The 22,728-nt window shown below is 72.0% G+C and carries 18 protein-coding genes and 1 pseudogene; 6 read left to right on the top strand and 13 right to left on the bottom strand.

What is annotated here, in order from left to right; translation table 11 throughout:
- Nucleotides 1–38 precede the first annotated feature (38 nt).
- From ACWC9T_RS35600 to ACWC9T_RS35590, 3 genes are all read right to left on the bottom strand, one after another.
- The gene (locus ACWC9T_RS35600) at nt 39–1,232 is read right to left on the bottom strand and encodes an RtcB family protein (protein WP_449825192.1); all 1,194 of its coding nucleotides are present in this window, start codon (nt 1,230–1,232) and stop codon (nt 39–41) included.
- 325 nt (nt 1,233–1,557) lie between these two features.
- Nucleotides 1,558–2,946, bottom strand: a complete 1,389-nt coding sequence (locus tag ACWC9T_RS35595; protein ID WP_449825191.1) for a M16 family metallopeptidase — start codon at nt 2,944–2,946, stop codon at nt 1,558–1,560.
- Nucleotides 2,943–4,277 carry a M16 family metallopeptidase gene (locus tag ACWC9T_RS35590; protein ID WP_449825190.1) on the bottom strand — a complete coding sequence of 445 codons (1,335 nt, stop codon included), beginning with the start codon at nt 4,275–4,277 and terminating at the stop codon, nt 2,943–2,945. The genes ACWC9T_RS35595 and ACWC9T_RS35590 overlap by 4 nt, the downstream gene beginning before the upstream one ends.
- Before the next feature lie 293 nt (nt 4,278–4,570).
- On the opposite strand from ACWC9T_RS35590, the gene ACWC9T_RS35585 reads away from it, so the two are divergent.
- Nucleotides 4,571–7,021, top strand: coding sequence for a DNA gyrase/topoisomerase IV subunit A (locus ACWC9T_RS35585; protein WP_449825189.1), 2,451 nt, complete (start codon nt 4,571–4,573; stop codon nt 7,019–7,021).
- Between the two features lie 94 nt (nt 7,022–7,115).
- Nucleotides 7,116–8,018, top strand: a complete 903-nt coding sequence (locus tag ACWC9T_RS35580; protein ID WP_449825188.1) for a sucrase ferredoxin — start codon at nt 7,116–7,118, stop codon at nt 8,016–8,018.
- A gap of 88 nt (nt 8,019–8,106) precedes the next feature.
- Here the strand turns inward: ACWC9T_RS35580 and ACWC9T_RS35575 are convergent, their stop codons facing one another.
- From ACWC9T_RS35575 to ACWC9T_RS35565, 3 genes are read right to left on the bottom strand one after another with little or no spacing between them, the layout of a single operon-like run.
- Nucleotides 8,107–9,165: an ABC transporter substrate-binding protein gene (locus ACWC9T_RS35575; protein ID WP_449825187.1), complete on the bottom strand. Its 1,059-nt coding sequence runs from the start codon at nt 9,163–9,165 to the stop codon at nt 8,107–8,109.
- Between the two features lie 37 nt (nt 9,166–9,202).
- A complete protein-coding gene (locus tag ACWC9T_RS35570; RefSeq protein WP_449825186.1) occupies nt 9,203–10,078 on the bottom strand; it encodes an ABC transporter permease in 876 nt (291 codons plus the stop codon).
- Nucleotides 10,068–10,892 carry an ABC transporter ATP-binding protein gene (locus tag ACWC9T_RS35565; protein ID WP_449825185.1) on the bottom strand — a complete coding sequence of 275 codons (825 nt, stop codon included), beginning with the start codon at nt 10,890–10,892 and terminating at the stop codon, nt 10,068–10,070. Before ACWC9T_RS35565 ends, ACWC9T_RS35570 begins: the two co-directional genes overlap by 11 nt.
- A gap of 220 nt (nt 10,893–11,112) precedes the next feature.
- Between ACWC9T_RS35565 and ACWC9T_RS35560 the strand changes: the two genes are divergently transcribed.
- The gene (locus ACWC9T_RS35560) at nt 11,113–12,774 is read left to right on the top strand and encodes an ATP-binding protein (protein WP_449825184.1); all 1,662 of its coding nucleotides are present in this window, start codon (nt 11,113–11,115) and stop codon (nt 12,772–12,774) included.
- Nucleotides 12,774–13,460, top strand: coding sequence for a response regulator (locus ACWC9T_RS35555; protein ID WP_449825183.1), 687 nt, complete (start codon nt 12,774–12,776; stop codon nt 13,458–13,460). The genes ACWC9T_RS35560 and ACWC9T_RS35555 overlap by 1 nt, the downstream gene beginning before the upstream one ends.
- Before the next feature lie 101 nt (nt 13,461–13,561).
- On the opposite strand, the gene ACWC9T_RS35550 is transcribed toward ACWC9T_RS35555, so the two are convergent.
- The 6 genes from ACWC9T_RS35550 to ACWC9T_RS35525 all read right to left on the bottom strand — a co-directional run bounded on the left by ACWC9T_RS35550 (nt 13,562) and on the right by ACWC9T_RS35525 (nt 20,622).
- Nucleotides 13,562–15,241 (bottom strand): solute symporter family protein, encoded by a 1,680-nt coding sequence (locus ACWC9T_RS35550; protein ID WP_449825182.1) that lies wholly within the window; start codon nt 15,239–15,241, stop codon nt 13,562–13,564.
- Entirely contained in the window at nt 15,238–15,783 is a 546-nt protein-coding gene (locus ACWC9T_RS35545; protein ID WP_449825181.1) for a DUF485 domain-containing protein, read from the bottom strand. The genes ACWC9T_RS35550 and ACWC9T_RS35545 overlap by 4 nt, the downstream gene beginning before the upstream one ends.
- Nucleotides 15,784–15,910: 127 nt before the next feature.
- Nucleotides 15,911–16,603: a response regulator gene (locus ACWC9T_RS35540; RefSeq protein ID WP_449825180.1), complete on the bottom strand. Its 693-nt coding sequence runs from the start codon at nt 16,601–16,603 to the stop codon at nt 15,911–15,913.
- Nucleotides 16,600–17,760 carry a sensor histidine kinase gene (locus ACWC9T_RS35535; RefSeq protein ID WP_449825179.1) on the bottom strand — a complete coding sequence of 387 codons (1,161 nt, stop codon included), beginning with the start codon at nt 17,758–17,760 and terminating at the stop codon, nt 16,600–16,602. The genes ACWC9T_RS35540 and ACWC9T_RS35535 overlap by 4 nt, the downstream gene beginning before the upstream one ends.
- 30 nt (nt 17,761–17,790) lie before the next feature.
- Nucleotides 17,791–18,276, bottom strand: a complete 486-nt coding sequence (locus tag ACWC9T_RS35530) for a DUF1453 domain-containing protein (RefSeq protein ID WP_449825178.1) — start codon at nt 18,274–18,276, stop codon at nt 17,791–17,793.
- Nucleotides 18,277–18,510: 234 nt separating this feature from the next.
- Entirely contained in the window at nt 18,511–20,622 is a 2,112-nt protein-coding gene (locus ACWC9T_RS35525; RefSeq protein WP_449825177.1) for a DNA gyrase/topoisomerase IV subunit B, read from the bottom strand.
- 537 nt (nt 20,623–21,159) lie between these two features.
- On the opposite strand from ACWC9T_RS35525, the gene ACWC9T_RS35520 reads away from it, so the two are divergent.
- Nucleotides 21,160–21,393: a DUF7455 domain-containing protein gene (locus ACWC9T_RS35520; RefSeq protein ID WP_350581040.1), complete on the top strand. Its 234-nt coding sequence runs from the start codon at nt 21,160–21,162 to the stop codon at nt 21,391–21,393.
- A 221-nt stretch (nt 21,394–21,614) separates the two neighbouring features.
- Here the strand turns inward: ACWC9T_RS35520 and ACWC9T_RS35515 are convergent, their stop codons facing one another.
- Nucleotides 21,615–22,544 carry a S1 family peptidase gene (locus ACWC9T_RS35515; RefSeq protein WP_449825176.1) on the bottom strand — a complete coding sequence of 310 codons (930 nt, stop codon included), beginning with the start codon at nt 22,542–22,544 and terminating at the stop codon, nt 21,615–21,617.
- A 107-nt stretch (nt 22,545–22,651) separates the two neighbouring features.
- Between ACWC9T_RS35515 and ACWC9T_RS35510 the strand changes: the two are divergent.
- Nucleotides 22,652–22,728: pseudogene (locus ACWC9T_RS35510) on the top strand (LuxR C-terminal-related transcriptional regulator); the annotation flags it as partial.

Genomic DNA, 22,728 nt, shown 5'->3' with positions numbered 1-22,728 from the left:
GCCCCCCCACACGGGGGCCCCACCCCGATCCGTTTCGGTCAGCCCTTCACGCAGACCACCTGCTTGAGGTGCGCGACCACCTCGACCAGGTCCTTCTGCTGCTCGATGACCTGCTCGATGTTCTTGTAGGCGCCCGGGATCTCGTCCACCACGCCGCTGTCCTTGCGGCATTCCACGCCCTTGGTCTGCTCGGCCAGGTCCCGCGTGGTGAACCGCTTCTTCGCGGCGTTGCGGCTCATCTTGCGGCCGGCGCCGTGCGAGGCGGAGTTGAACGCCGCCTTGTTTCCCAGGCCGCGGACGATGTAGGAGCCCGTCCCCATGGAGCCGGGGATGATCCCGTAGTCGCCGCTGCCGGCCTTGATCGCGCCCTTGCGGGTCACGAGCAGCTCGACACCGTCGTAGGTCTCCTCCGCCACGTAGTTGTGGTGACAGCTGATGACCTCGTCGAAGCCGACCTTCGCCTTGGCGAACTCGCGGCGGACGACGTCCTGGAAGAGCGCCATCATCAGGGCGCGGTTGTGCTTCGCGTACTCCTGCGCCCAAAAGAGGTCCTGACGGTAGGCGACCATCTGCGGGGTGTCCGCGATGAACACCGCGAGGTCCTGGTCGATCAGGCCCTGGTTGTGCGGCAGCGACCGGGCGACGCCCATGTGGTGCTCCGCCAGCTCCTTGCCGATGTTCCGTGATCCGGAGTGCAGCATCAGCCAGACGGCGCCAGTCGTATCGACGCACATTTCTATGAAGTGATTTCCTCCGCCGAGCGTCGCCATCTGCTGCATCGCCCGCTCACGGCGCCACTTGACGTCCTCCGCCACGCCGTCGAAGCGCTGCCAGAAATCGTCCCAGCCCGCCGCGCGGAAGCCGTGCAGCTTGGCCGGGTCGACCGGGTCCGTGTGGAGGCCGCGGCCGACCGGGATGGCCTGCTCGATCTTGGAGCGCAGGCGGGACAGGTCGTCCGGGAGGTCCTTGGCGGTCAGGGAGGTCTTCACCGCGCTCATCCCGCAGCCGATGTCGACGCCGACGGCCGCCGGGCAGACCGCGCCCTTCATGGCGATGACGGAGCCGACCGTCGCGCCCTTGCCCAGGTGGACGTCGGGCATCACGGCGAGGCCGTGCAGCCAGGGCAGGGAGCTGATGTTGCGCAGCTGCTGCATGGCCTGGCCCTCGACCGTCGCCGGGTCGGTCCACATCCGGATCGGCACCCGGATGCCGGGCACTTCGGTGTACGTCATGGTTGAACGACCTCCACGGGCCGGGTGGTTCATGGGAAATGAGGGTGCCGCGCTAAGAATCCCGGTGCGGCTCGGGGAAGTTCAGGGGCGGGTGCGCTCAGGCAGCCGAAGCGGAACAGGGGAGGTACGGCCTTGGGGAGCGTCGTCGTATGGCTCGCTCGACCCGCATGGTGACCGCCTCCCTTCACGTTCGTCGCAGTTCGCACGTGTTGCGCGCCGGGAACATCTATCCACGGAACGGGCCGGGCCCGCAACGGATTTAAAAACGCGTCCGGCCCGGCGGAGCGGGTGCGCTCCACCGGGCCGGACGACGGCGACAGCGGCGTCAGCTGACGACGGTGACCTCGCCGATCCCGAGCGCCCGCACATCCGCCTCGATCGCGGCGGCGTCGCCGACCAGGACGGTGACCAGGCGGTCCGGCGGGAAGGCCGCGACCACGGCCTCGGTGGCCGCGGCGGTGGGCAGTTCGGCGAGCTGGCGGTAGACCTCGGCCTGGTAGTCGTCGGCGAGGTGCTGCTCGACCTGGTCGGCCAGGGTGCCGGCGACCGAGCCCGCGGTCTCGTACTTCAGCGGCGCGACGCCGACCAGGAACTGCACGGCCTCGTCCCGCTCGGCGTCGGTGAGGCCCTCGGCGGCGAGGGTGCGCAGGATCGTCCAGGTGTCGGCGAGCGCGGGGGCGGTGGAGGCGGTGTCCACCGAGCCGCTGATGGCGAGCAGCGCGCGCCCGCTGCCGTCGGCGGTGGAGCGCAGCGGCTGGGCGAAGGCGCGGACGCCGTAGGTGTAGCCCTTCTCCTCGCGCAGGACGCGGTCCAGGCGGGAGGTGAGGGTGCCGCCGAGGCAATAGGTGCCGAGGATCTGGGCGGCCCAGACCGGGTCGTGGCGGTCGGGCCCGATCCGGCCGATGAGCAGCTGGGTCTGGACGGAGCCGGGGCGGTCGACGATGACGACGCGGCCGCGGTCGTCGCCGGTGACGGCGGCGTGCGCGGAGGGCTCGGCGGCGGAGCCGGTCCAGGTGCCGAGGGTGCTCTCCAGCAGGGCGGGCAGCTCGACGCCGGTGAGGTCGCCGACCACGACGACGGTGCTGGTGGCCGGGCGCACGTGGGCCTCGTAGAAGGCCTTGACGGCGGCGCGGTCGATCGGCTTGACGGTGTCGGCGGTGCCGCTGCGGGGCCGGGAGAGGCGGTCGGCGGCGTCGAAGAGCTCGGCGTAGAGGGCCTTGGCGGCGCGCCGGGCGGGGTTGGCCTGCTCGTGGACGATCTCGTCCAGGCGGTTGGCGACCAGGCGCTCGATCTCCTCCGCGGGGAGGGCTGGGGCGCGCAGGGCGTCGGCGAGCAGGGTGAGGCCGCGCTGCAGCCGGGAGGCCGGGACCTCCAGGGAGACCCGGATGCACGGGTGGTCGGCGTGCGCGTCCAGGGTGGCGCCGGCGCGCTCGAGCTCGGCGGCGAACTCCTCGGCGGTGAGGGTGTCGGTGCCCTCGTTGAGCGCGCGGGCGAGGATCGCGGCGATGCCGTCGAGGCCCTCGGGCTCGGCGGCGAGCGGGGCGTCGAGGAGGACCTCGACGGCGACCAGCTGCTGGCCGGGCCGGTGGCAGTGCAGGACGGTGATCCCGTTGCCGAGGGCGGAGCGCTCGGGGGCCGGGAAGGCCCAGGGGCTGGGGGTGCCGGGCTGGGGCTGGGGGTGGAAGGTCATCGCGGGGACGTAGTCGGTGCTCATACGGCGGCACCCTCCTCTTCGGAAGCGGCGTCGGAAGCGGCGTCGGTCGGCTCGTAGACGAGGACGGCCCGGTTGTCGGGGTGGAGCCGGGCCTTGGCGACGGCCTGGACCTCTTCGGCGGTGACGTCGAGGACCTTGGGGAGGGCGTCGTTCAGCAGCTTGGGGTCGCCGAACAGGACGGCGTAGCGGCAGAGTTCGTCGGCGCGGCCGGCGACGGTGGTGAGCCGGTCGAGCCACTCGCGCTCGATCTGCGCCTGGGCGCGCTCCAGCTCCTCGGCGGTGGGGCCCTCGGCGGCGAAGCGCGCGAGTTCCTCGTCCACGGCGGCGTCGATCTGCTGGAGCGTGGCGTCGCCGGAGGTCTTGACGTCGAGCCAGCCGAGGCTGGGTGCGCCGGCGAGCCGGAGCAGGCCGAAGCCGGCGGCGACGGCGGTGCGGTCGCGGCGGACGAGCCGGTTGTAGAGCCTGCTGGACTCGCCGCTGCCGAGGATGGTGAGGGCGAGGTCGGCGGCGTCGGCCTCCCGGGTGCCGTCGTGCGGCAGGCGGTAGGCGGCCATCAGGGCGCGGGAGGGGACGTCCTCGCGGATCTCCTCGCGCAGTTCGCGGCCGATGGTGTCGGGGAGTTCGCCGGAGCGCGGGGGCTGCTTGCCGTCGTGGGCGGGGATGGAGCCGAAGTACTTCTCGACCCAGGCGATGGTCTGCTCGGGGTCGATGTCGCCGACGACTGACAGCACGGCGTTGTTGGGCGCGTAGTAGGTGCGGAAGAACGCGCGGGCGTCCTCCAGAGTGGCCGCGTCCAGGTCGGCCATGGAGCCGATCGGGGTGTGGTGGTACGGGTGGCCGTCGGGGAAGGAGAGCGCGGTCAGCTTCTCGAAGGCGGTGCCGTACGGGACGTTGTCGTAGCGCTGGCGGCGCTCGTTCTTGACGACGTCGCGCTGGTTCTCCATGGACGTCTCGTCGAGGGCGGCGAGCAGCGAGCCCATCCGGTCGGCTTCCAGCCAGAGGGCGAGCTCCAGCTGGTGGGCGGGCATGGTCTCGAAGTAGTTGGTCCGCTCGAAGCTGGTGGTGCCGTTGAGCGAGCCGCCGGCGCCCTGGACGAGTTCGAAGTGGCCGTTGTTGGAGACGTTGGCGGAGCCCTGGAACATCAGGTGCTCGAAGAGGTGGGCGAGGCCGGTGCGGCCCTTGACCTCGTGGCGGGAGCCCACGTCGTACCAGAGGCAGACCGCGGCGACCGGGGTGAGGTGGTCCTCGGAGAGGACCACACGCAGGCCGTTGGCCAGGCGGTGCTCGGTGATGGCGATGCCTCGGCTGGAGGCGGGGGCCGGGTTGGCCATGCGCTCGGGTCCTTCCCGTCGTCGATGTCGGGGTTCGTGTGGCGTCCCCCATTGTGGTGCAACGCGTGGATGGCGTGTTTGTGTCCGCGCGGACGGGGCGTTCGCCAGGGGCGGAAGAGGGCCGCTGACCGGGAGTGTCGGCGGGAGGGTCCACAATGGGGGCGCCGCGCCCTGTTGACGGCGCCCGGTTGACGGGTCCGGCGGCAGGGCGGCCAAGCAGGACGGCAAGGCCCGTCCGACCGACCGACGACGGCCGACGACCGACCGACGACACGTAAGGGAGCCCCGCCGCGATGGCCCGCCGCAGTTCGCAGACCCCGCCGCCCGGAGACTTCGAGGAGCGGATCCTCGACGTCGACGTCGTGGACGAGATGCAGGGCTCCTTCCTGGAGTACGCCTACTCGGTGATCTACTCGCGTGCGCTGCCGGACGCGCGGGACGGTCTGAAGCCGGTGCACCGCCGGATCCTGTACCAGGCCAACGAGATGGGCCTGCGTCCGGACCGCGCGCACGTGAAGTGCGCCCGGGTGGTGGGCGAGGTGATGGGTCGGCTGCACCCGCACGGTGACGCGTCGATCTACGACTCGGTGGTGCGCATGGCGCAGCCGTTCTCGATGCGGCTGCCGCTGATCGACGGGCACGGCAACTTCGGTTCGCTGGGCAACGACGACCCGCCGGCCGCGATGCGCTACACCGAGTCGCGGCTGACGGCCGCCTCGATGGCGATGGTGGAGTCGATCCACGAGGACACCGTCGACTTCGGGCCGAACTACGACGGCAGCGAGCAGGAGCCGCTGGCGCTGCCGGCCGCATTCCCGAACCTGCTGGTGAACGGCGCGACGGGCATCGCGGTCGGTATGGCGACGAACATGCCGCCGCACAACCTGTCCGAGGTGGTGGCGGCGGCCCGGCACCTGATCAAGCATCCGAACGCGGACCTGGACACGCTGATGCGGTTCGTGCCCGGTCCGGACCTGCCGACGGGCGGGCGGATCGTGGGCCTGTCGGGGATCCGGGACGCGTACGAGTCGGGCCGCGGCACCTTCAAGATCCGGGCGACGGCGACGGTGGAGTCGGTGACGGCCCGCCGCAAGGGCATCGTGGTGACCGAGCTGCCGTACAACGTCGGCCCGGAGAAGGTCATCTCGAAGATCAAGGACCTGGTCAACGCGAAGAAGCTGCAGGGCATCGCGGACGTCAAGGACCTGACCGACCGCGAGCACGGGCTGCGGCTGGTGATCGAGGTGAAGAACGGCTTCGTGCCGGAGGCCCTGCTGGAGCAGCTCTACAAGCTGACGCCGATGGAGGAGACCTTCGGCATCAACAACGTGGCGCTGGTGGACGGCCAGCCGCTGACGCTCGGGCTGAAGGAGCTGCTGGAGGTCTACGTCGACCACCGCTTCACGGTGGTGCGCCGGCGCAGCGACTTCCGTCGGCGCAAGCGCGAGGAGCGGCTGCACCTGGTCGAGGGTCTGCTGGTCGCGCTCGTCGACATCGACGAGGTCATCGCGATCATCCGGTCGAGTGACAACGCCCAGCAGGCGAAGGAGCGCCTGATGGAGCGCTTCTCGCTGTCGGAGACGCAGACGGCCTACATCCTGGACACCCCGCTGCGGCGGCTGACCCGCTTCGACCGGGTGGAGCTGGAGCAGGAGAAGGAGAAGCTGACCGCGGAGATCGCGGACCTGACCGAGATCCTGGAGTCGGACACCAAACTGCGCAGCGTGGTCTCCTCCGAACTGGGCGCGGTGGCCAAGCAGTTCGGGACGGAGCGGCGCACGGTCCTGCTGGAGGCGGGGGCGGTTCCGTCGGCGACGCTGGCGGTGCCGCTGGAGGTCGCCGACGACCCGTGCCGGGTGCTGCTGTCTTCGACGGGGCTGCTGGCGCGGACGGCGGACGGCGAGCCGTTCGAGGTGTCGGAGAAGCGCTCCAAGCACGATGTGATCGTGTCGGCGGTGCACGCGACGGCGCGCGCGGACGTGGGTGTGGTGACCTCGGCGGGCCGGGTGTTGCGGCTGCCGGTGATCGACCTGCCGGCGCTGCCGCCGACGCCGTCGCCGACGCTGGCCGGCGGTGCGGCGGTGGGCGAGTTCCTGCGGCTGGAGGCCGACGAGCGGGTGCTCGGGCTGACCACGCTCGACGAGTCCTCGCCGGGCCTGGCGCTGGGCACGGTGCAGGGTGTGGTGAAGCGGGTGGTGCCGGAGTGGCCGGCGAACAAGGACGAGTTCGAGGTGATCGCCCTCAAGGACGGCGACGAGCTGGTGGGCGCGGTCGAACTGCGCACCGGCGAGGAGGACTTGGTCTTCATCACCTCGGACGCCCAACTGCTGCGCTACCCGGCGGGCCAGGTCCGTCCGCAGGGCCGCCCGGCGGGTGGCATGGCGGGCGTCAAGCTGTCGGACGGCGCCCGGGTGCTGTCCTTCACGGCGGTGGACCCGGCCGCGGACGCGGTGGTGGTCTCGGTGGCGGCCGCCTCGGGCACGCTGTCCGGTGTCGAGCAGGCCAGCTGGAAGGTCACCCCGTTCGAGCAGTACCCGCGCAAGGGCCGCGCCACCGGCGGCGTGCGCTGCCAGCGCTTCCTGCGCGGTGAGGACGGCCTGGCCTTCGCCTGGGCCGGCGCCGCGCCCGCCCGGGCCGCCACCGCCAAGGGCGCCCCGGTCGACCTGCCGGAGCGCGACCCGCGCCGTGACGGCTCGGGCACCCCGGTGACCACCCCGATCGCCGTGGTCGCCGGCCCGGCGTAACGGGACAGCGCGTACGGAGGGCGGGGTGCCTGCGGGCTCCCCGCTCTCCGACGCACCTGGGCTGGGCCGAACCGCTGAGGGTAGCCTTACGCGGGTGAGCACCTGTGCGACCGTGTCGCGTGAACTTTCGGAGCCGCTGACCGCCACGGCCGCGGTCGCGGCCACCTGGCTGCTGCTGGAGCAGACCGGGCCTTGGGGCGCGAAGGCGCTGGGCGAGAGCCACCTGGACGCGGCCGTGGGGCGGGCGCTGAACGCGGCCGCGGCGGGGACGGGGGTGCGGATCGCGCTGATCCGGCGGCCGGGCCGGCACGCGGACTGCCTGCCGACGTCGCGGCACGAGGTGGTCGTGGCGCACACGGTGCCGGGCCGCGGCTGGGTGCGCCGGGCGCAGGTGGCGGATCCGGCGGAACTGCTGGGGCTGGACTTCGCGGCGCTGGGCGCCGGGAACCACACGGGTTTCGGGGTGGAGCACGTCGGCGGTCCGCTGGCGATGGTGTGCACCAACGGGCGGCGGGACCGCTGCTGCGCGCTGCTGGGCCGTCCGCTCGCGGCGGAGCTGGCGGCGGCCGGACACAGCGAGGTGTGGGAGGTGACTCACCTGGGCGGGCACCGCTTCTCCCCCACGATGCTGGTGCTGCCGTACGGCTACGCGTACGGGCGGCTGACGCCGGAGACCGCCAAGGAGGTGCTGGCCGCGACGGCGGCCGGGCACATGGTGCCGGAGTGGGCGAGGGGCTGCTCGGGCTGGGAGCGCCCGGGCCAGGCGGCGGAGCACGCCGTGCGGCTGGCGACCGGCGAGACCGGGGTGGACGCGCTGACGCTGACCCAGCGGCCGGACGGCGAGGGCCGCTGGCTGGTCCGGGTGATCCACCGGGACGGCCGGGCCTGGGAGGTGGACGTGATCGAGACGGTGAGCGAACCGCCGCGTCCGGAGAGCTGCGGCAAGGCGGCGGGAACGCCCTCGCGGATGGACGTGCTGAGCGTCCGCGGGGTCTGACAGCGGTCCGAACGGAAGAACGGGTCCGGACGCCGCGGCGGCCCCGCGCCCGTGGGGGTGAGCGCGGGACCGCGGCGACGGCAGGGCGTCAGCCGGCGGCCTTGCCGACGAACTCCGTGGTGTACGTCTTGGACAGGTCGATCGTCCCTTCCTTGCCCTTGACGTCCGGGTGGAAGGCGGCGAGCACCGCGAGCACCGTCTTGGGACCGTCGGCCGGCATCGCCCCGTCGGTGGTGAACATCGGCAGGGTCGACTTGATCGCCGCCGCGTACTGCTCGGCGCCGCCCTGCGCGTAGTCGGCGGGCATCTTCGCGGCGATCTCCTCCGGGGTGTGGGTGGACATCCACTTGAGGGTCTTCACGAAGGCGTTGGTGAGCTTCTGGGTGGTGTCCTTGTTCTTCTCCACCCACTCGGTGTTCATGTACAGCGAGGACGACGGGTAGAGCCCGCCGAGCGCCTGGCGCGAGCCCTCGGGGGTGCGCATGTCGTAGAGGATCTTGCCGAGGCCCTCGTCGAGGACGTTGGCGACGGTCGGGTCGGTGGTCATCCCGGCGTCGATGCTGCCCTGCTGGAGCGCGGCGGTGAAGGTCTGGCCGGCGCCGACCGCGATCGGGCTGAACTCGCTGACGGCGGTGCCGTTCTCGACCGCGAGGTACTTGGTGAGGAAGTCGGTGGAGGAGCCGATGCTGGTGACGCCGAGCTTCTTGCCCTTGAAGTCGGCGCCGGACTTGATCGCGTCGGCCTGCTTGGCGGAGACGAGTTCGACCTCGCCGGGGGCCTGGGCGAACTGCACCACGGACTCGACGTGCTTGCCCTTGGCCTGCAGGTCGATGGTGTGGTCGTAGAAGCCGACGGCGCCCTGAACGTCGCCGGCCAGCAGCGCGGTGGTGGCGTTGACGCCGGCCGGCTCGCTCATCAGCTCGACGTTGACTCCGGCGTCGGCGAAGTAGCCGAGCCGCTGGGTGAGCATCGCGGGCAGGTAGATGACCTTGTCCAGGCCGCCGACCATGATCTTGACCTTGGGCCCGTCGACCTGCTGGCCGGCCGGGGCGGCGGCGCCGTGGGTGGAGGTGGCGGCGTCGTTGGCACAGGCGGAGAGCGGGAGGAGCAGGACGGCGGCGAGGGCGGCGACGACTGGTCTACGCATGGTGGGGGGTGCCTCTCTTGCGGACGTGGAAAGGTGGTCAGCGGCCGTCGCCCGCGTCCGCGGGCTTCCAGCGGAACAGCTTCTTCTCGGCGTAGGTCAGCAGCCCCTCGGTCACCAGCGCGACGACCGCGAGGATGGTCATGGCCGCGTACACCCCGGCCGCGTTGAAGGTGCCCTGGGCGGCGGCGACCATCAGGCCCAGGCCCTTGGTGGCGCCGATGTACTCGCCGACGATCGCGCCGATCAACGCGAAGCCGAAGCTGACGTGCAGGCTGGTGAAGATCCAGGTGGTGGCGGCGGGGATGACCACCTGCAGGGTGACCCTGCGGTTGTCGGCGCCGAGGATGCGCGCGTTGGCGACGAGGTTGCGGTCCACCTCGCGGGCGCCCTGGAAGGCGTTGAAGAACACCGGGAAGAACACCAGCACCACCGCGGAGGCGACCTTGGAGGCCGGGCCGAGGCCGAACCAGATCAGGAAGATCGGGGCGAGCACGATGCGCGGGATGGCGTTGAGCACCTTGATGTACGGCCCGAGCACATCGGCCAGGAAGCGGATTCGGCCGAGCGCGATGCCCAGCATCACACCGCCGATGACGCCGAGCACCCAGCCGGTGAGCGCCTCGTACAGGGTGTAGCCGATCTGCTCGCCGAGCGAGCCCTGCGCGGTGCCGTGGCTGACCCACTGCCAGATCTGGTCCCAGATCCTCGACGGCTGCGAGAAGTTGAACGGGTCGATGACGTTCGTCCGGGCGCACAGCTCCCACAGCCCGAGGAAGGCCAGCAGCACCCCGATCCGGGCCCCGTGGACGCCCAACCTCCGGTTGCGGGCCGCCCGTTCACGGGCCTCGGTTCTCGTCGCGGCAGCCGCGGGCTTTCCCGGCACGGCCGACGCGGACGCGGTCTCAAGCTGCACGACCCGCTCCTCTCTCCCGGGTGATGCGCACCTCTTCGCCGAGCGAGGCCCAGATCTCGCGGTACAGCTCGACGAACCTCGGTTCCAGCCGGACGGCCTCCACGGTGCGCGGTCGTGGCAGGTCGACGGTGAAGACCTCCTTGACGGTGGCCGGTCCGGCGGTCATCACCACGACCCGGTCGGCGAGCGCGATGGCCTCGTCCAGGTCGTGGGTGACGAAGACGACCGACGCTGCGTTTTCAGAAGAACCGGTCCCGGCCCACAGCTCCAGCAGCTGGTCGGACATCAGGGCGCGGGTCTGCACGTCCAGCGCCGAGAACGGCTCGTCCATCAGCAGGATCGCCGGGTCGTTGACGAAGGTCTGGGCGAGCGCGACCCGCTTGCGCATGCCGCCGGACAGCTGGTGCGGGTAGCGGTCCTCGAATGCGGCCAGACCGACCCGGCCCAGCCAGTCCCGGGCCCGTTCCTTGGCCTCGGTGGCCGGCACGCCGCGGAAGCGCGGCCCGGCCATCACATTGGACAGCACGGTGCGCCAGGGGAAGACGGCGTCCTGCTGGAAGACGAACCCGACCTGGGAGTCGATCCCGCGCACGGGCTCGCCGTACACCCGGACCTCGCCCTCAGTGGGCTCCTCCAAGCCGCTGACCAGGGTCAGCGTGGTGGACTTGCCGCAGCCGGTGGGGCCGACGACGGCGACGAACTCGCCCTGGGCGACGGTCAGATCGAGATCGCGGACGGCGGTGTGCAGGGCCCCGGAGGGGGTGCGGAAGCGTTTCGTCGCGCCGGTCAGCTCGATCGCCGGGGTATTGGTCATGCGTTCCTCCCGGGTCAGTGCTTGCCCCGGAAAGGTAGGAGCGGTCCGGGCCCCGGCGGGAGCCTTCTTCGCGTAGTGCGACTTCTCCGCATTGAGGGGTGTTCTGCTCGTTTTGCTTCCGCTACAACTGCGGGGACGCGGCTGACAGAAACACGGCGGAAACATAGGGTGTCCCAACCCCCCGCCCGCACCACCCCGCAGCCGCCGAGAGGAGGCCCGGATGAAGCTCCCCCGCTGGCCCCGCCGGGTCTTCGCCCAACTGCTGCTGAGCCAGACCGTCGTCACCTTCGGTGTCACCACGGTGACCGCCGGGCTGTTCCTGGCCCCGGTCAGCAGCGAGCTGGACCACGACGCGATGCAGCGCGCGCTGTCCATCGCCCAGGCCACCGCCACCGACGAGACCATCGCCCGGGCCGCCGACGCCCGCGACGTGGTGACCGCGCAGCGCAACGCCGAGCAGATCCGGCTGGCCACCGGCGCCAGCTTCGTGGTGGTCACCGACCTGGACGGGATCCGCCTCTCGCACACCGACCCGGGCCGGATCGGCCACCGGGTCAGCACCGACCCCGAGCCCGCCCTCAACGGCCGCAGCATCACCGCCATCCAGCAGGGCACCCTGGGTCGCACCGCCCGCGGCAAGGTGCCGCTGCGGATGGCGGACGGCCGGATCGTCGGCGAGGTGTCGGTCGGCATCAGCGACGACTCGATCCGCCGCCGGCTGCTGAAGATGCTCACCGGCATCCTGCTGTGCGCCGGAGCGGGCCTGGCCGCCGGTACGATCGCCACCCTCGCCCTGGCCCGCCGGCTCAAGCGCCGCACCCACAACATCGCGCTCGCCGACATCTCCGCGCTGCTGGTCGAACGCGAGGCGATGCTGCACGGCATCCGCGAGGGCATGGTGGCACTGGACGAGCGCGGCCGGATCCGGCTGGCCAACGACGAGGCGATCCGCCTGCTCGGCTTGCCCGAGGACTGCACCGGCCGCCCGATCGCCGAGGTGCTGCCGCCGGGCCGGCTGACCGACGTGCTGACCGGCCGGATCACCGGCGCCGACCTGCCGGCCGTCCGGGACGACCGGGTCCTCGTGGTGAACCGGATGGCCACCACACCTGGCCTGTCTTCGAGCTCCCGTCGTCCGCCCGGCAGGCGGGAGCACACGGACAGGCCCGTGGGCGGCGCGGTGGTGACGCTGCGCGACCGCACCGAGCTGGAGTCGCTGGTCCGCGAACTGGACACCACCCGCAGCCTGACCGAGGCGCTGCGCGCCCAGGACCACGAGCACGCCAACCGGATGCACACCCTGCTCGGCCTGCTGGAGCTCGGCCGCCACGAGCAGGCCGTGGCCTTCATCTCCGAGCAGTCCGGCTCGCACGCCGCGGTCGCCGCCCGGATCGCCGAACAGGTGCAGGACCCGCACGTGGCAGCCCTGCTGGCGGGCAAGACGGCGGTGGCCGGCGAGCGCGGGGTACGGCTGGTGCTGGCCCCGGCGGCCCACCTGCCGGATGCGGTGGTGGACGCCCGGGCGCTGGTGACGGTGCTCGGCAATCTGATCGACAACGCGGTGGACGCGTCGGCGCCGCGGACAGGCCCGGGCGGTCGGGTGGAGGTGACGCTGGCCGCGGCCCGCTCCACCCTGCTGCTGCAGGTCGCGGACAGCGGCCCGGGCGTACCGGAGGAGCTGCGCGAGCAGGTCTTCGAGGAGGGGTGGACCAGCAAGGACGCGCCCGCGCACCGTCCGCGCGGGCTGGGCCTCGCCATGGTGCGGCGGCTGGTCGAACGGACCGGCGGCCGGATCGTGCTCGACTCCGGCCCGCTCGGCGGCGCCCGGTTCACCGTCGAGCTGCCCGAGGCCCTGCTCACCACTCAGCTCGTGGAGGCGTGATGATCGACGTACTCGTGGTGGACGACGACTTCCGGGTCGCGGACGTGCACGCCGCCTACGTGGCCAAGGTGCCGGGCTTCCGGGTGACGGGCACCGCCCACTCGGCCGGGGAGGCGCTGGCCGCGCTGGAGCGCCGCCCGGTGGACCTGCTGCTGCTCGACCACCACCTGCCGGACGAGACCGGCCTGACCCTGGTCCGTCGGCTGCGGGAACGCCAGGTGGCCTGCGACGTAATGATGGTGACCGCCGCCCGGGACGTCTCCACCGTGCACGCCGCGATGCAGCACGGCGCCCTGCAGTACCTGGTCAAGCCGTTCACCTTCGCCGGACTGCGGGAGAAGCTGGTCTCCTACGCGCAGCTGCGGCACGCGCTGGCCGCACCGGCCCGGGAGGCCGGCCAGGACGAGGTCGACCGGCTGTTCGCGACCCTGCGCAGCGCCTCCGCCCCGGTCGGGGCCCTGCCCAAGGGGCACTCGGCGCCGACCACCGACCTGGTGCTGGGCGTGCTGCGCCGGGCGGGCCGGCCGCTGTCCGCCCAGGAGGTCGCCGACGCCACCGGGCTCAGCCGCTCGACGGCGCAGCGCTACCTCAAGCAGCTGGAACGGGACAGCCGGCTGCGGCTGACCCTGCGCTACGGCGACACCGGCCGCCCGGAGCACCGCTACGGGCTGGCCGCCAGGACGTAGGGCCTGTCCTCCCGGATCCCTGCCGGGAACGCGGACATGGGGGAACCCCGGCGGCCCCAGGCCCGCCGGGGTTCCCCGGGGCGCGGCGCTCAGGGCAGACCCTAGGCCGCGCCCGCACCGGTGAGGGCACGCACCTCCAGCTCGGCGAAGCGGTCCGCGTCGGCGGGCTCGGGCGAGGTGAGCGTCCCGATCCAGCCGGCCAGGAAGCCGAGCGGGATGGAGATGATGCCGGGGTTCTCCAGCGGGAACCAGTGGAAGTCGACGCCGGGGAACAGCGCCGCCTTGGTGCCGGAGACCACCGGGGAGAAGAACACCAGCACGATCGCCGGAACCAGCCCGCCGTACACCGACCAGACCGCGCCCCGGGCGGTGAACCGCGACCAGAACAGGCTGTACAGCAGCACCGGCAGGTTGGCGGAGGCGGCCACCGCGAAGGCCAGGCCGACCAGGAAGGCGACGTTCAGCTGTTGGGCGAACAGGCTGATCGCGATCGCGGCCGCGCCGATCCCGGCAGCGGCGAACCGGGCGACCACCACCTCCTGCTGCTCGCTGGGCTTCTCCGTGACCTCGTCCGGACGGCCGCGCCGGGGGCGGCCGCGCCAGGCCCCGGCCCAGATGTCGTGGGCGAAGGCCGCCGAGGAAGCCAGGGTCAACCCGGCGACCACGGCGAGGATGGTGGCGAAGGCGATCGCCGAGATCAGCGCGAACAGCACCACCCCGCCGGTGCTGCCGTTGCCGCCGCCGAGCACCAGGGCGAGCAGCGGAACGGCGGTGTTCCCGGCCGAGTTGGCGTGCCGCACCTCGGCCGAGCCGACCAGCGCGGTGGCGCCGAGACCGAGCGCGATGGCCATCAGGTAGAAGCCGCCGACCAGCCCGATCGCCCACATCGTGGAGCGGCGGGCGGCCCGCGCGGTGGGCACGGTGTAGAAGCGGGACAGGATGTGCGGCAGGCCGGCGGTGCCCAGCACCAGGGCCAGGCCCAGGCTGAAGAAGTCCAGTCGGCTGGTGAGGGTGGTGCCGTACTTCAGGCCGGGTTCGAGGTAGCGGTGCCCGACGTCGCTGTGCTGGGCGGCCTGGCGCATCAGCTCGAACAGGTCGCCGTGGAAGCGGATCACCAGCAGCACGGTCAGCAGCCCCGAGCCGGCGATCAGCAGGAAGGCCTTGACGATCTGGATCCAGGTGGTGGCCCGCATCCCGCCGACCGTGACGTAGACGATCATCAGGGCGCCGACCGCGACGATGGTCCAGGTCCGGGCCTGGGAGCTGTCGGTGCCGAGCAGCAGGGCGACCAGCGAGCCGGCGCCGACCATCTGGGCGACCAGGTAGAGCAGGGTGACCACGACGCTGGCGCCGCCGGCCGCGGCGCGCACCTTGCGATGGCGCAGCCGCAGCGCGAGCACGTCGGCGAGGGTGTACCGGCCGGCGTTGCGGACGAGTTCGGCGACCAGCATCAGCACGACCAGCCAGGCGACCAGGAAGCCGATGCTGTAGAGCACGCCGTCGTAGCCGTACAGGGCGATCAGCCCGGCGACGCCGAGGAAGGAGGCGGCGGAGAGGTAGTCACCGGAGAGGGCGAAGCCGTTCTGCAGCGGGGTGAAGTCGCGGCCGCCAACGTAGAAGTCCTCGGCGGCGTTGCCCTGGCGGCCGACCCAGAAGGTGATGCCCAGGGTGACCAGGACGATGACGGCGAACAGCACGATCGCCAGGTCGTGGTGGTCGCCGGTGGGGGCGACGGGCGGCGGGGTGGCGGTGGTCGTCACCGCGGTCATCAGGGTCGTCATCGCAGCTGGTCCTGGGTGTCCCAGCGCAGGCCCAGGGCGGCGCGGTCGCGCTTGGTCCGGGCGTTGCGGGCGTAGAGCCAGGTGAGCAGGAAGGTGGTGGCGAACTGCAGCAGGCCGAGCAGCCAGGCCACGTTGAGCGGGCCGGCCACCCCGGTGCGCATCACGCCGGGGGCGACGGCCTCGGCGGCGACGTACATCAGGTACCAGCCGAGGAAGGCACCGCTGACCGGGAAGACGAACGCCCGGTAGCTGCGGCGGATGTCCTGGAAGGCGGCGCTGGCCTGGACCGTCCGGTAGACCTCGGTGCTGTCGGTGGCGCTCTCCGGCGCCGACTCCTGCCGGCGCGGGACGGCTGGCGCGGCCACCGGCTCGGCCGCGGCGGCCGTGGGCTGAACGGGGGAGGTGCGGACCGGTGCCGGCTGGGCCGGTACGGCCGTTCGGCGGGGTGCGGCAGCAGACTCGGACGCGGTGGCGGCGGCCGGAACGGCCCACCAGTCGAATCGCTGCCCCTGGCCGGGACTGCTGGTCTGCTGCTGTGGCACTGCTGCTCCTGGGCCGGGCCGGGCGTTCTGACCCGAACCATCATGGGGGCCGCCGGACACCGCCTCCGACCATCGCCGATACCTTCACTCGATAAGGTGATCGATTATCTGACGGATACTCATCGGACTACTGCTGCATACCGGTGATTCCGTGTCGGAAGGCGTACGCGACGGCCTGTGCCCGATCCCGTACCGCGGTCTTGGCGAACAGGTTGTTGATGTGGGTCTTCACGGTGGCCTGGCTGACGAACAGCCGCTGGGCGATCTCGGTGTTGGAGAGCCCCTCGGCGATCAGCGCGAGCACCTCGGCCTCCCGCACGGTCAGCCCGTCCGGCAGCTCCCCGGGCCGGGCGGCGGACCGCTCGGCCGCCGTCGCAGGCTGGGCCGGCTTCTCCGAAAGTCGTTCCAGCAGCCGGAGTTGGACCTGTGGAGAGAGACCGGCCGCGCCCGCCCGGACGTCCGCGATGGCCTTCGCGATCTCCTCGCCGCCGGCGTCCTTGGTGAGGTAGCCGCGCGCCCCGGCCTGCAGCGCCGGGAACAGCGAGTCGTCGTCGGCGTAGGTGGTGAGCACCACGACCTCGGTCTCCGGGTGGGCGGCCCGGATCCGCCGGGTCGCCTCGACGCCGTCCACCCGCGGCATCCGCAGGTCCATCAGCACCACGTCCGGGTGATGACGCTCCACCAGGGCGACGGCCTCCTCACCGTCCGCCGCCGCGCCGACCACCTCGATGCCGGGCAGCAACCCCAGCAGCATCACGATGCCCTCGCGCACCACCGTCTGGTCGTCCGCCACCAGCACTCTGGTGACCGCCCCGGTCATGCCGGCACCCGTAGCAACACGCGCCACCCTCCGTCCTCCGGGCCCGCCAGCAGGGTGCCGCCGAGCAGCTCCGCGCGTTCGCGCATCCCCAGCAGACCGTACCCGCTGCCGCTGCCGGCCAGCTCCCCGGAGGACTCGCCGCGCGGCGCCCGGGTGTTGCGCACCTCCAGCTCCACCGCCCCGTCCAAGTAGCGCAGTTCGACGGTGCACCGGGCGCCCGGCGCGTGCTTGCGGACGTTGGTCACCGCCTCCTGCGCGGTGCGCCGCACCGCGAGGCCCGCCTCGGCGGCCAGCGGCCGGGGCGTACCGGTGACGATGAGCACGGCCCGCTCGCCCTCGGTCAGCTCCACCAGGAACTCCCCGACCGGGGTCAGCTCCCCGCGCAGCGCGGACAGCGCCTGGCGGGTTTCGGCCAGTCCGTCCTGCGCCATCCGCCGGGCGGCGACGACCCGTTCGCGGATCTGCTCACGTTCCGTCCCGGCGTCCAGCATCAGCCGGGCCGCCTCCAGGTGGACCAGCTGCGCGGAGAGGCTGTGGGCGAGCACGTCGTGGATCTCCCGGGCGATCCTGGCCCGTTCGGCGAGCGCCGCGCTCTCCGCCTCGGCGGCCCGGGCGGCACGCTCCTGGGTGAGCAGCCGACGGGCGGTCCCGCGCGCCTCGATGTCCAGCCGCAGCAGGAAGCCGAGCAGGGTGACCCCGCCGATGGTGGCGGCGATGCTGAGCCAGCTCGCCCAGGAGGCCGCGGTGTACGAGCCCAGCGCGGCCGTCGCGGTGAGCAGCGCTGGCGCGGGCGGCAGCCGGACCAGGGCGATCACGGCCAGCCCGATCCAGAGCAGGTCGGCGAGCGTGTAGGCCCGCCCCCAGTTGGCCAGCCAGGCGGCGCCGACCAGGGCGGTGGCCAGCAGGTACGAGGCCGTCGGGCCCTGTTCCCGGCTGGCCTGGAGGTAGAGGGCGCACAGCGCGACGGCCGCGGCCAGTCCGGCCGCCGCGGCCACCACGGCCCAGCCGGCGTACTTCCCGTCGGAGAAGGTCCCCCAGCCGACGACGGCCAGCAGGACGATCCGGCCGAGCACGGTGAGGACCCGCCGCGGCTGGCTCTCGGCCTCGCGCTCCAGCCCCTCGCGGGACGGCCAGCGGGTCCAGTACCACCCGGCCACGGGTGCCTCCTCGGTGCTCACGGCAGTGGGTCAGTGCAGGACGGGGATGGTCTGCGCGGGCTCCAGCGTCCGGACCCTCCAGTTCACCACGAGCGAGCGGACCAGCAGCAGGACCGCCATGCCGAGCATCAGCGCGCTGCCCGCCTGGTGGACGTGCAGGGCCGAGCCGATCGCGTAGAGCCCGATCCGGATGGCGATCATGCCGCCCCAGGCGGCCAGGGTGGCCTTGGAGCCCTTGAGCAGGACGGTGCCGTCCGAGGCCCGCCAGATCTGGACGGTCCAGCCCCAGACGGTGCCCATCGCGAGCACGGTGACCATCCCGGCGGCCAGCAGGGTGACCGAAAGCGCGGTGTGCTGGTGGTCGATGATCTGCGGATCGCGCAGCGCGAGCACGCCCAGGATGAGCGGCAGCAGCCAGAAGCGGCGCTCGGTGTCCAGGCGTTGGACGCGCATCTGGCGCTGGACCACCAGGACCACCACCGCGGCGATCACGAGGAGGCTGGCTACGGAACTCATGCCGCCACCTCGCTGCGCTGGGCAGGGGCATCCGCCCACACGCGCCTTTCGATGATTCGCTCGCCACGCTCGCTCATGGGATTTCTCCGTCCCGGGGAAAGGCTTGTTGCTGACCTCTCCGACGCTACGGATCCGACGGTTCCCGCTGATCGGAGCCGGGGTGGACCCCGGGTGGAACCGACAGCGCGAGGGCCCTCCACCCGTGGGTGGAGGGCCGTCCCGGAACGACCGGGATCAGGCGTCGATGCGCGAGCGGTCCAGGGTGGCCGCCGAGTCCACGATGAACTCCTTGCGCGGGGCGACGTCGTTGCCCATCAGCAGGTCGAAGATCTTCTCGGCCTGCTCCAGGTCACCCAGGTTGATCCGGCGCAGCGTGCGGTGGCGCGGGTCCATGGTGGTCTCGGCCAGCTGGTCGGCGTCCATCTCGCCCAGACCCTTGTAGCGCTGCACCGGCTCCTTCCAGCGCATCCCCTTGCGCTGGAACTCCAGCAGGGTGGAGCGCAGTTCGGCGTCGGAGTAGGTGTAGTGGTACTTCTCCTGGCCGCGCTTGGGGTTGGTGAGCTCGATCCGGTGCAGCGGCGGCACGGCCGCGAAGACCCGGCCCTGCTCGACCATCGGCCGCATGTAGCGGTGGAAGAGGGTCAGCAGCAGGGTACGGATGTGCGATCCGTCGACATCGGCGTCGGCCATGAAGATGACCCGGCCGTAGCGGGCCTGGTCGATGTCGAAGGTGCGGCCCGAGCCGGCTCCTATGACCTGGATGATCGCGGCGCACTCGGCGTTCTTGAGCATGTCGCTCACCGAGGCCTTCTGGACGTTGAGGATCTTGCCGCGGATCGGCAGCAGCGCCTGGAACTCGGAGTTGCGGGCGAGCTTGGCGGTGCCGAGCGCGGAGTCACCCTCGACGATGAACAGTTCGCTGCGCTCGACGTCGTCGCTGCGGCAGTCGGCCAGCTTGGCGGGCAGCGAGCTGGTCTCCAGCGCGGTCTTACGGCGCTGGGCCTCCTTGTGCTGGCGGGCGGCGACCCGGGTGCGGGCGGCCGCGACGACCTTCTCCAGCACGGCCCGGGCCTGCAGCTTCTCGTCCTTCTTGGCCGAGGTGAGGAAGGCCTTGAGCTCCTTGGCGACGACGGCGGCGACGATCCGGTTGGCCGCCGAAGTGCCGAGCACCTCCTTGGTCTGGCCCTCGAACTGCGGCTCGGCGAGCCGGACGGTGACCACCGCGGTGAGGCCCTCGGTGGCGTCGTCCTTGGTGATGTCGTCCTCGGCGACGCGCAGCAGCTTGCTGGCGCGCAGCACCTCGTTGACGGTCTTGGCCAGCGAGCGCTCGAAGCCGGTGACGTGGGTGCCGCCCTTGGGGGTGGCGATGATGTTGACGAAGGAGCGCAGGGTGGTGTCGTAACCGGTGCCCCAGCGCAGCGCGATGTCCACCCCGAGGTGGCGGGTGACCTCGGTGGGAGTCATGTGACCGAGCTCGTCCAGGACGGGCACGGTCTCCTTGAAGGTGCCCTCACCACGCAGCCGCAGCACGTCGGAGACCGGCTTGTCGGGGGCCAGGAACTCGCAGAACTCGGCGATGCCGCCGTCGTAGTGGAAGACCGACTCCTCGACCTGCTCGCTCTCGGTGAGGCGCTCGTCACGCACGACGATGGTCAGGCCGGGGACCAGGAAGGCGGTCTGCCGGGCGCGGTTGTGCAGGTTCTCCAGGGAGAGTTTGGCGTCCTTGAGGAAGATCTGCCGGTCGGCCCAGTAGCGGATCCGGGTGCCGGTGCGGGTCTTCGGCACCTTGCGGGTCCGGCTGAGGCCGTTGGCGGGCTCGAAAGGCGCGTCCGGGCTCGCCTCGGTGAAGATGCCGGGGGTGCCGCGGCGGAAGCTGATCGCGTGGGTGTGGCCGCTGCGGTCGACCTCGACGTCCAGTCGGGCGGAGAGCGCGTTGACGACCGAGGCGCCGACGCCGTGCAGACCGCCGGAGGCCGCGTAGGAGCCGCCGCCGAACTTGCCGCCGGCGTGCAGCTTGGTCATCACGACCTCGACGCCGGACAGCCCGGTCTTGGGCTCGACGTCGACCGGGATGCCGCGGCCGTTGTCGCGGACCTCGACCGAGGAGTCGGGGTGCAGCAGGACCTCGATGCGGTCGCAGTAGCCGCCCAGCGCCTCGTCGACGGAGTTGTCGATGATCTCCCAGAGGCAGTGCATCAGGCCGCGGCTGTCGGTCGAGCCGATGTACATGCCGGGGCGCTTGCGGACGGCCTCCAGGCCCTCCAGGACGAGCAGGTGCCGCGCGGTGTAGTTGGAACCGTCGTCGCCGGCCAGCAGCGCGGACGGCACGGTCGTTTCGGCACTCACGCGGCACTCTCCTCGGTGAAGTTCTGTCTCATCGGTCACATCCGGACGCATCCGGACCAACCGCCAGTGCAGCACGCCGCACCGACAGTCGTCGCTCTGTGTGCTTGCACCCCTGCTCCGGGTGCACAGCACGACGGGACGGCCCTGCGCAGCTTGTACGCGCTGCGCGAACAAGGACCGCGCCCGGGTGTGGGCCCCGGGGCCCCATCTCCTCCCGGTACCACCGGTCCTGGCGGATCGTGGGGCCCGGCGCAGGCCCCGGAACTGCCGTTATGCAGGCTACCGGGGCCCTGGACGGGGCTTATGCTCCAACCCGGCAGAGGATTATGCTACGCGGACCTCGCACCCGATCCCGATCGGGCGTTCGAGCGATGGGCGGATCCCGGAATTCGGCACGCATGAACCACCGACGCCCGGGGCACGTCCTCATCAACACAGCAGAATCCTCAGAGAAGAAAAGCCACGAGCGGGAACGTTTTCGGCCTGGTTGGATGTTGACCCTGGTACGACAGCTCGTCGAGCTAGAGAAGAGGCGACGTGACTACTGTTCTGACACCTGCGAGCCCGCTCACCGCGGCTGACCGCTGCGACCGCTGCGGCGCCCAGGCCTACCTGCGCGTCGTACTCGCCAGCGGCGGAGAGCTGCTCTTCTGCGCCCACCACGGCCGGAAGTTCGAGCCCGAGCTCAAGAAGATCGCCGTGGAGATACAGGACGAGAGCGGCCGTCTCACCACCAGCACCACCACGACGGCCGCGGACGACGAGCGCTGATTCACAGGCGCCGCAACCAGCAGCCAGCGTCGAGCTGTGTCCGGTCGCACACCGCGCGCGACCGGTGAGCCGGGTGGCCGGTCCCCCAGCGGGCCGGCCACCCGGCTCAGCTGTTCTCCGGACGGTTCTCGCACGTTCGCCCGTTCCGGACACCTGGTTCGCGGGTCGCCCGGGCCCGAAACGGCGTCAGAACGTCACCGCGCCATCACGCGCGGCGACGCTCACAGCGCGGAGCGCACCGCGCCCGTGACCGAGGACAGCCGGGTGTAGACGCCGGGGTGGGCCGCCTCGGCGCAGCCCGTCCCCCAGGAGACCAGGCCGACCAGCCGCCCGCCGACGATCAGCGGGCCACCGCTGTCGCCCTGGCAGGCGTCCTTCCCGCCCTTCTCCTCGCCCGCGCAGACCATGCCCCGGGCATCGAACTTACCCTCCTGCCCGCCCGGGTAGGCACGCGCGCAGGTCTGGTCCGAGACGATCGACACGTCCGCCCCGCGTAGCACCGGCGAGTAGTCGCCCCGACCGCTGGTGTCGCCCCAGCCGTACACCCGAGCCCTGGTCCCGGCCGCGTACGGCGCGCTCTCGCCCTGGCCGACCAGCTCGACCACCGGCCGGGAGCCCTGGGAGTCGGCGAGGGTGAGCACCGCGACGTCGTTCAGGTTCGCCGCGAAGTCGTAGTCGGGGTGGATCCAGACCGACCGGACGGCCACCTCACGGCCGGCCGATCCGCGCATGTCGTCCCGACCCACGACCACCTTGAGCCCCGGCCGGTCCACCCGCCCCTTGGCCTCGTCGTGGAAGCAGTGCGCCGCCGTCACCACCTTGGTCGGGGTGACCAGCGCACCCCCGCAGAACTGGCCGGAGCGCCCACTGCCGAACTGCTGGCGGCTGGCCAGCGCCACGATCCACGGGTGGTCCGCGGTGCTCACCATGCTGCCGCCGACCACCCGGCGCTGCGCCTCGGCCGGGCCCGCCGCACCGAGGGCGACCAGCGGGACCGGCACGGCAGCGAGCAGCGCCAGCGCGACGGCCCGTCGGCGGCGACGGCCCGTCCGGGCGGCGGCCGGGTCGGCCCGGGGCGGGGCGGGGGTCGGCAGATCAGCGCGGTCCGGGTCGGTCAGCACCGTGACTCCAGAAAGCTCGACAGCAGGCAACCGGCACAGCGTAGGTGACCAGCTACACTGCGCGACCACTTCCCGTCGCGTCGCCACCCGGACGAGCGACAAGCGCCACTCGAACGCTGACGAACCCGGCCCCGAACGTGAAGAACCACGTGCGCAACATCCTGGAGAAACTCCAACTGCACTCCAGGATGGAGGCGGTGGTGTACGCGATGCG

The organism is Kitasatospora sp. NPDC001159 (genome assembly GCF_053598235.1).
The sequence above is the reverse complement of the archived record's forward strand: the minus strand, read 5'-3'. Positions and strand labels throughout refer to the sequence as shown.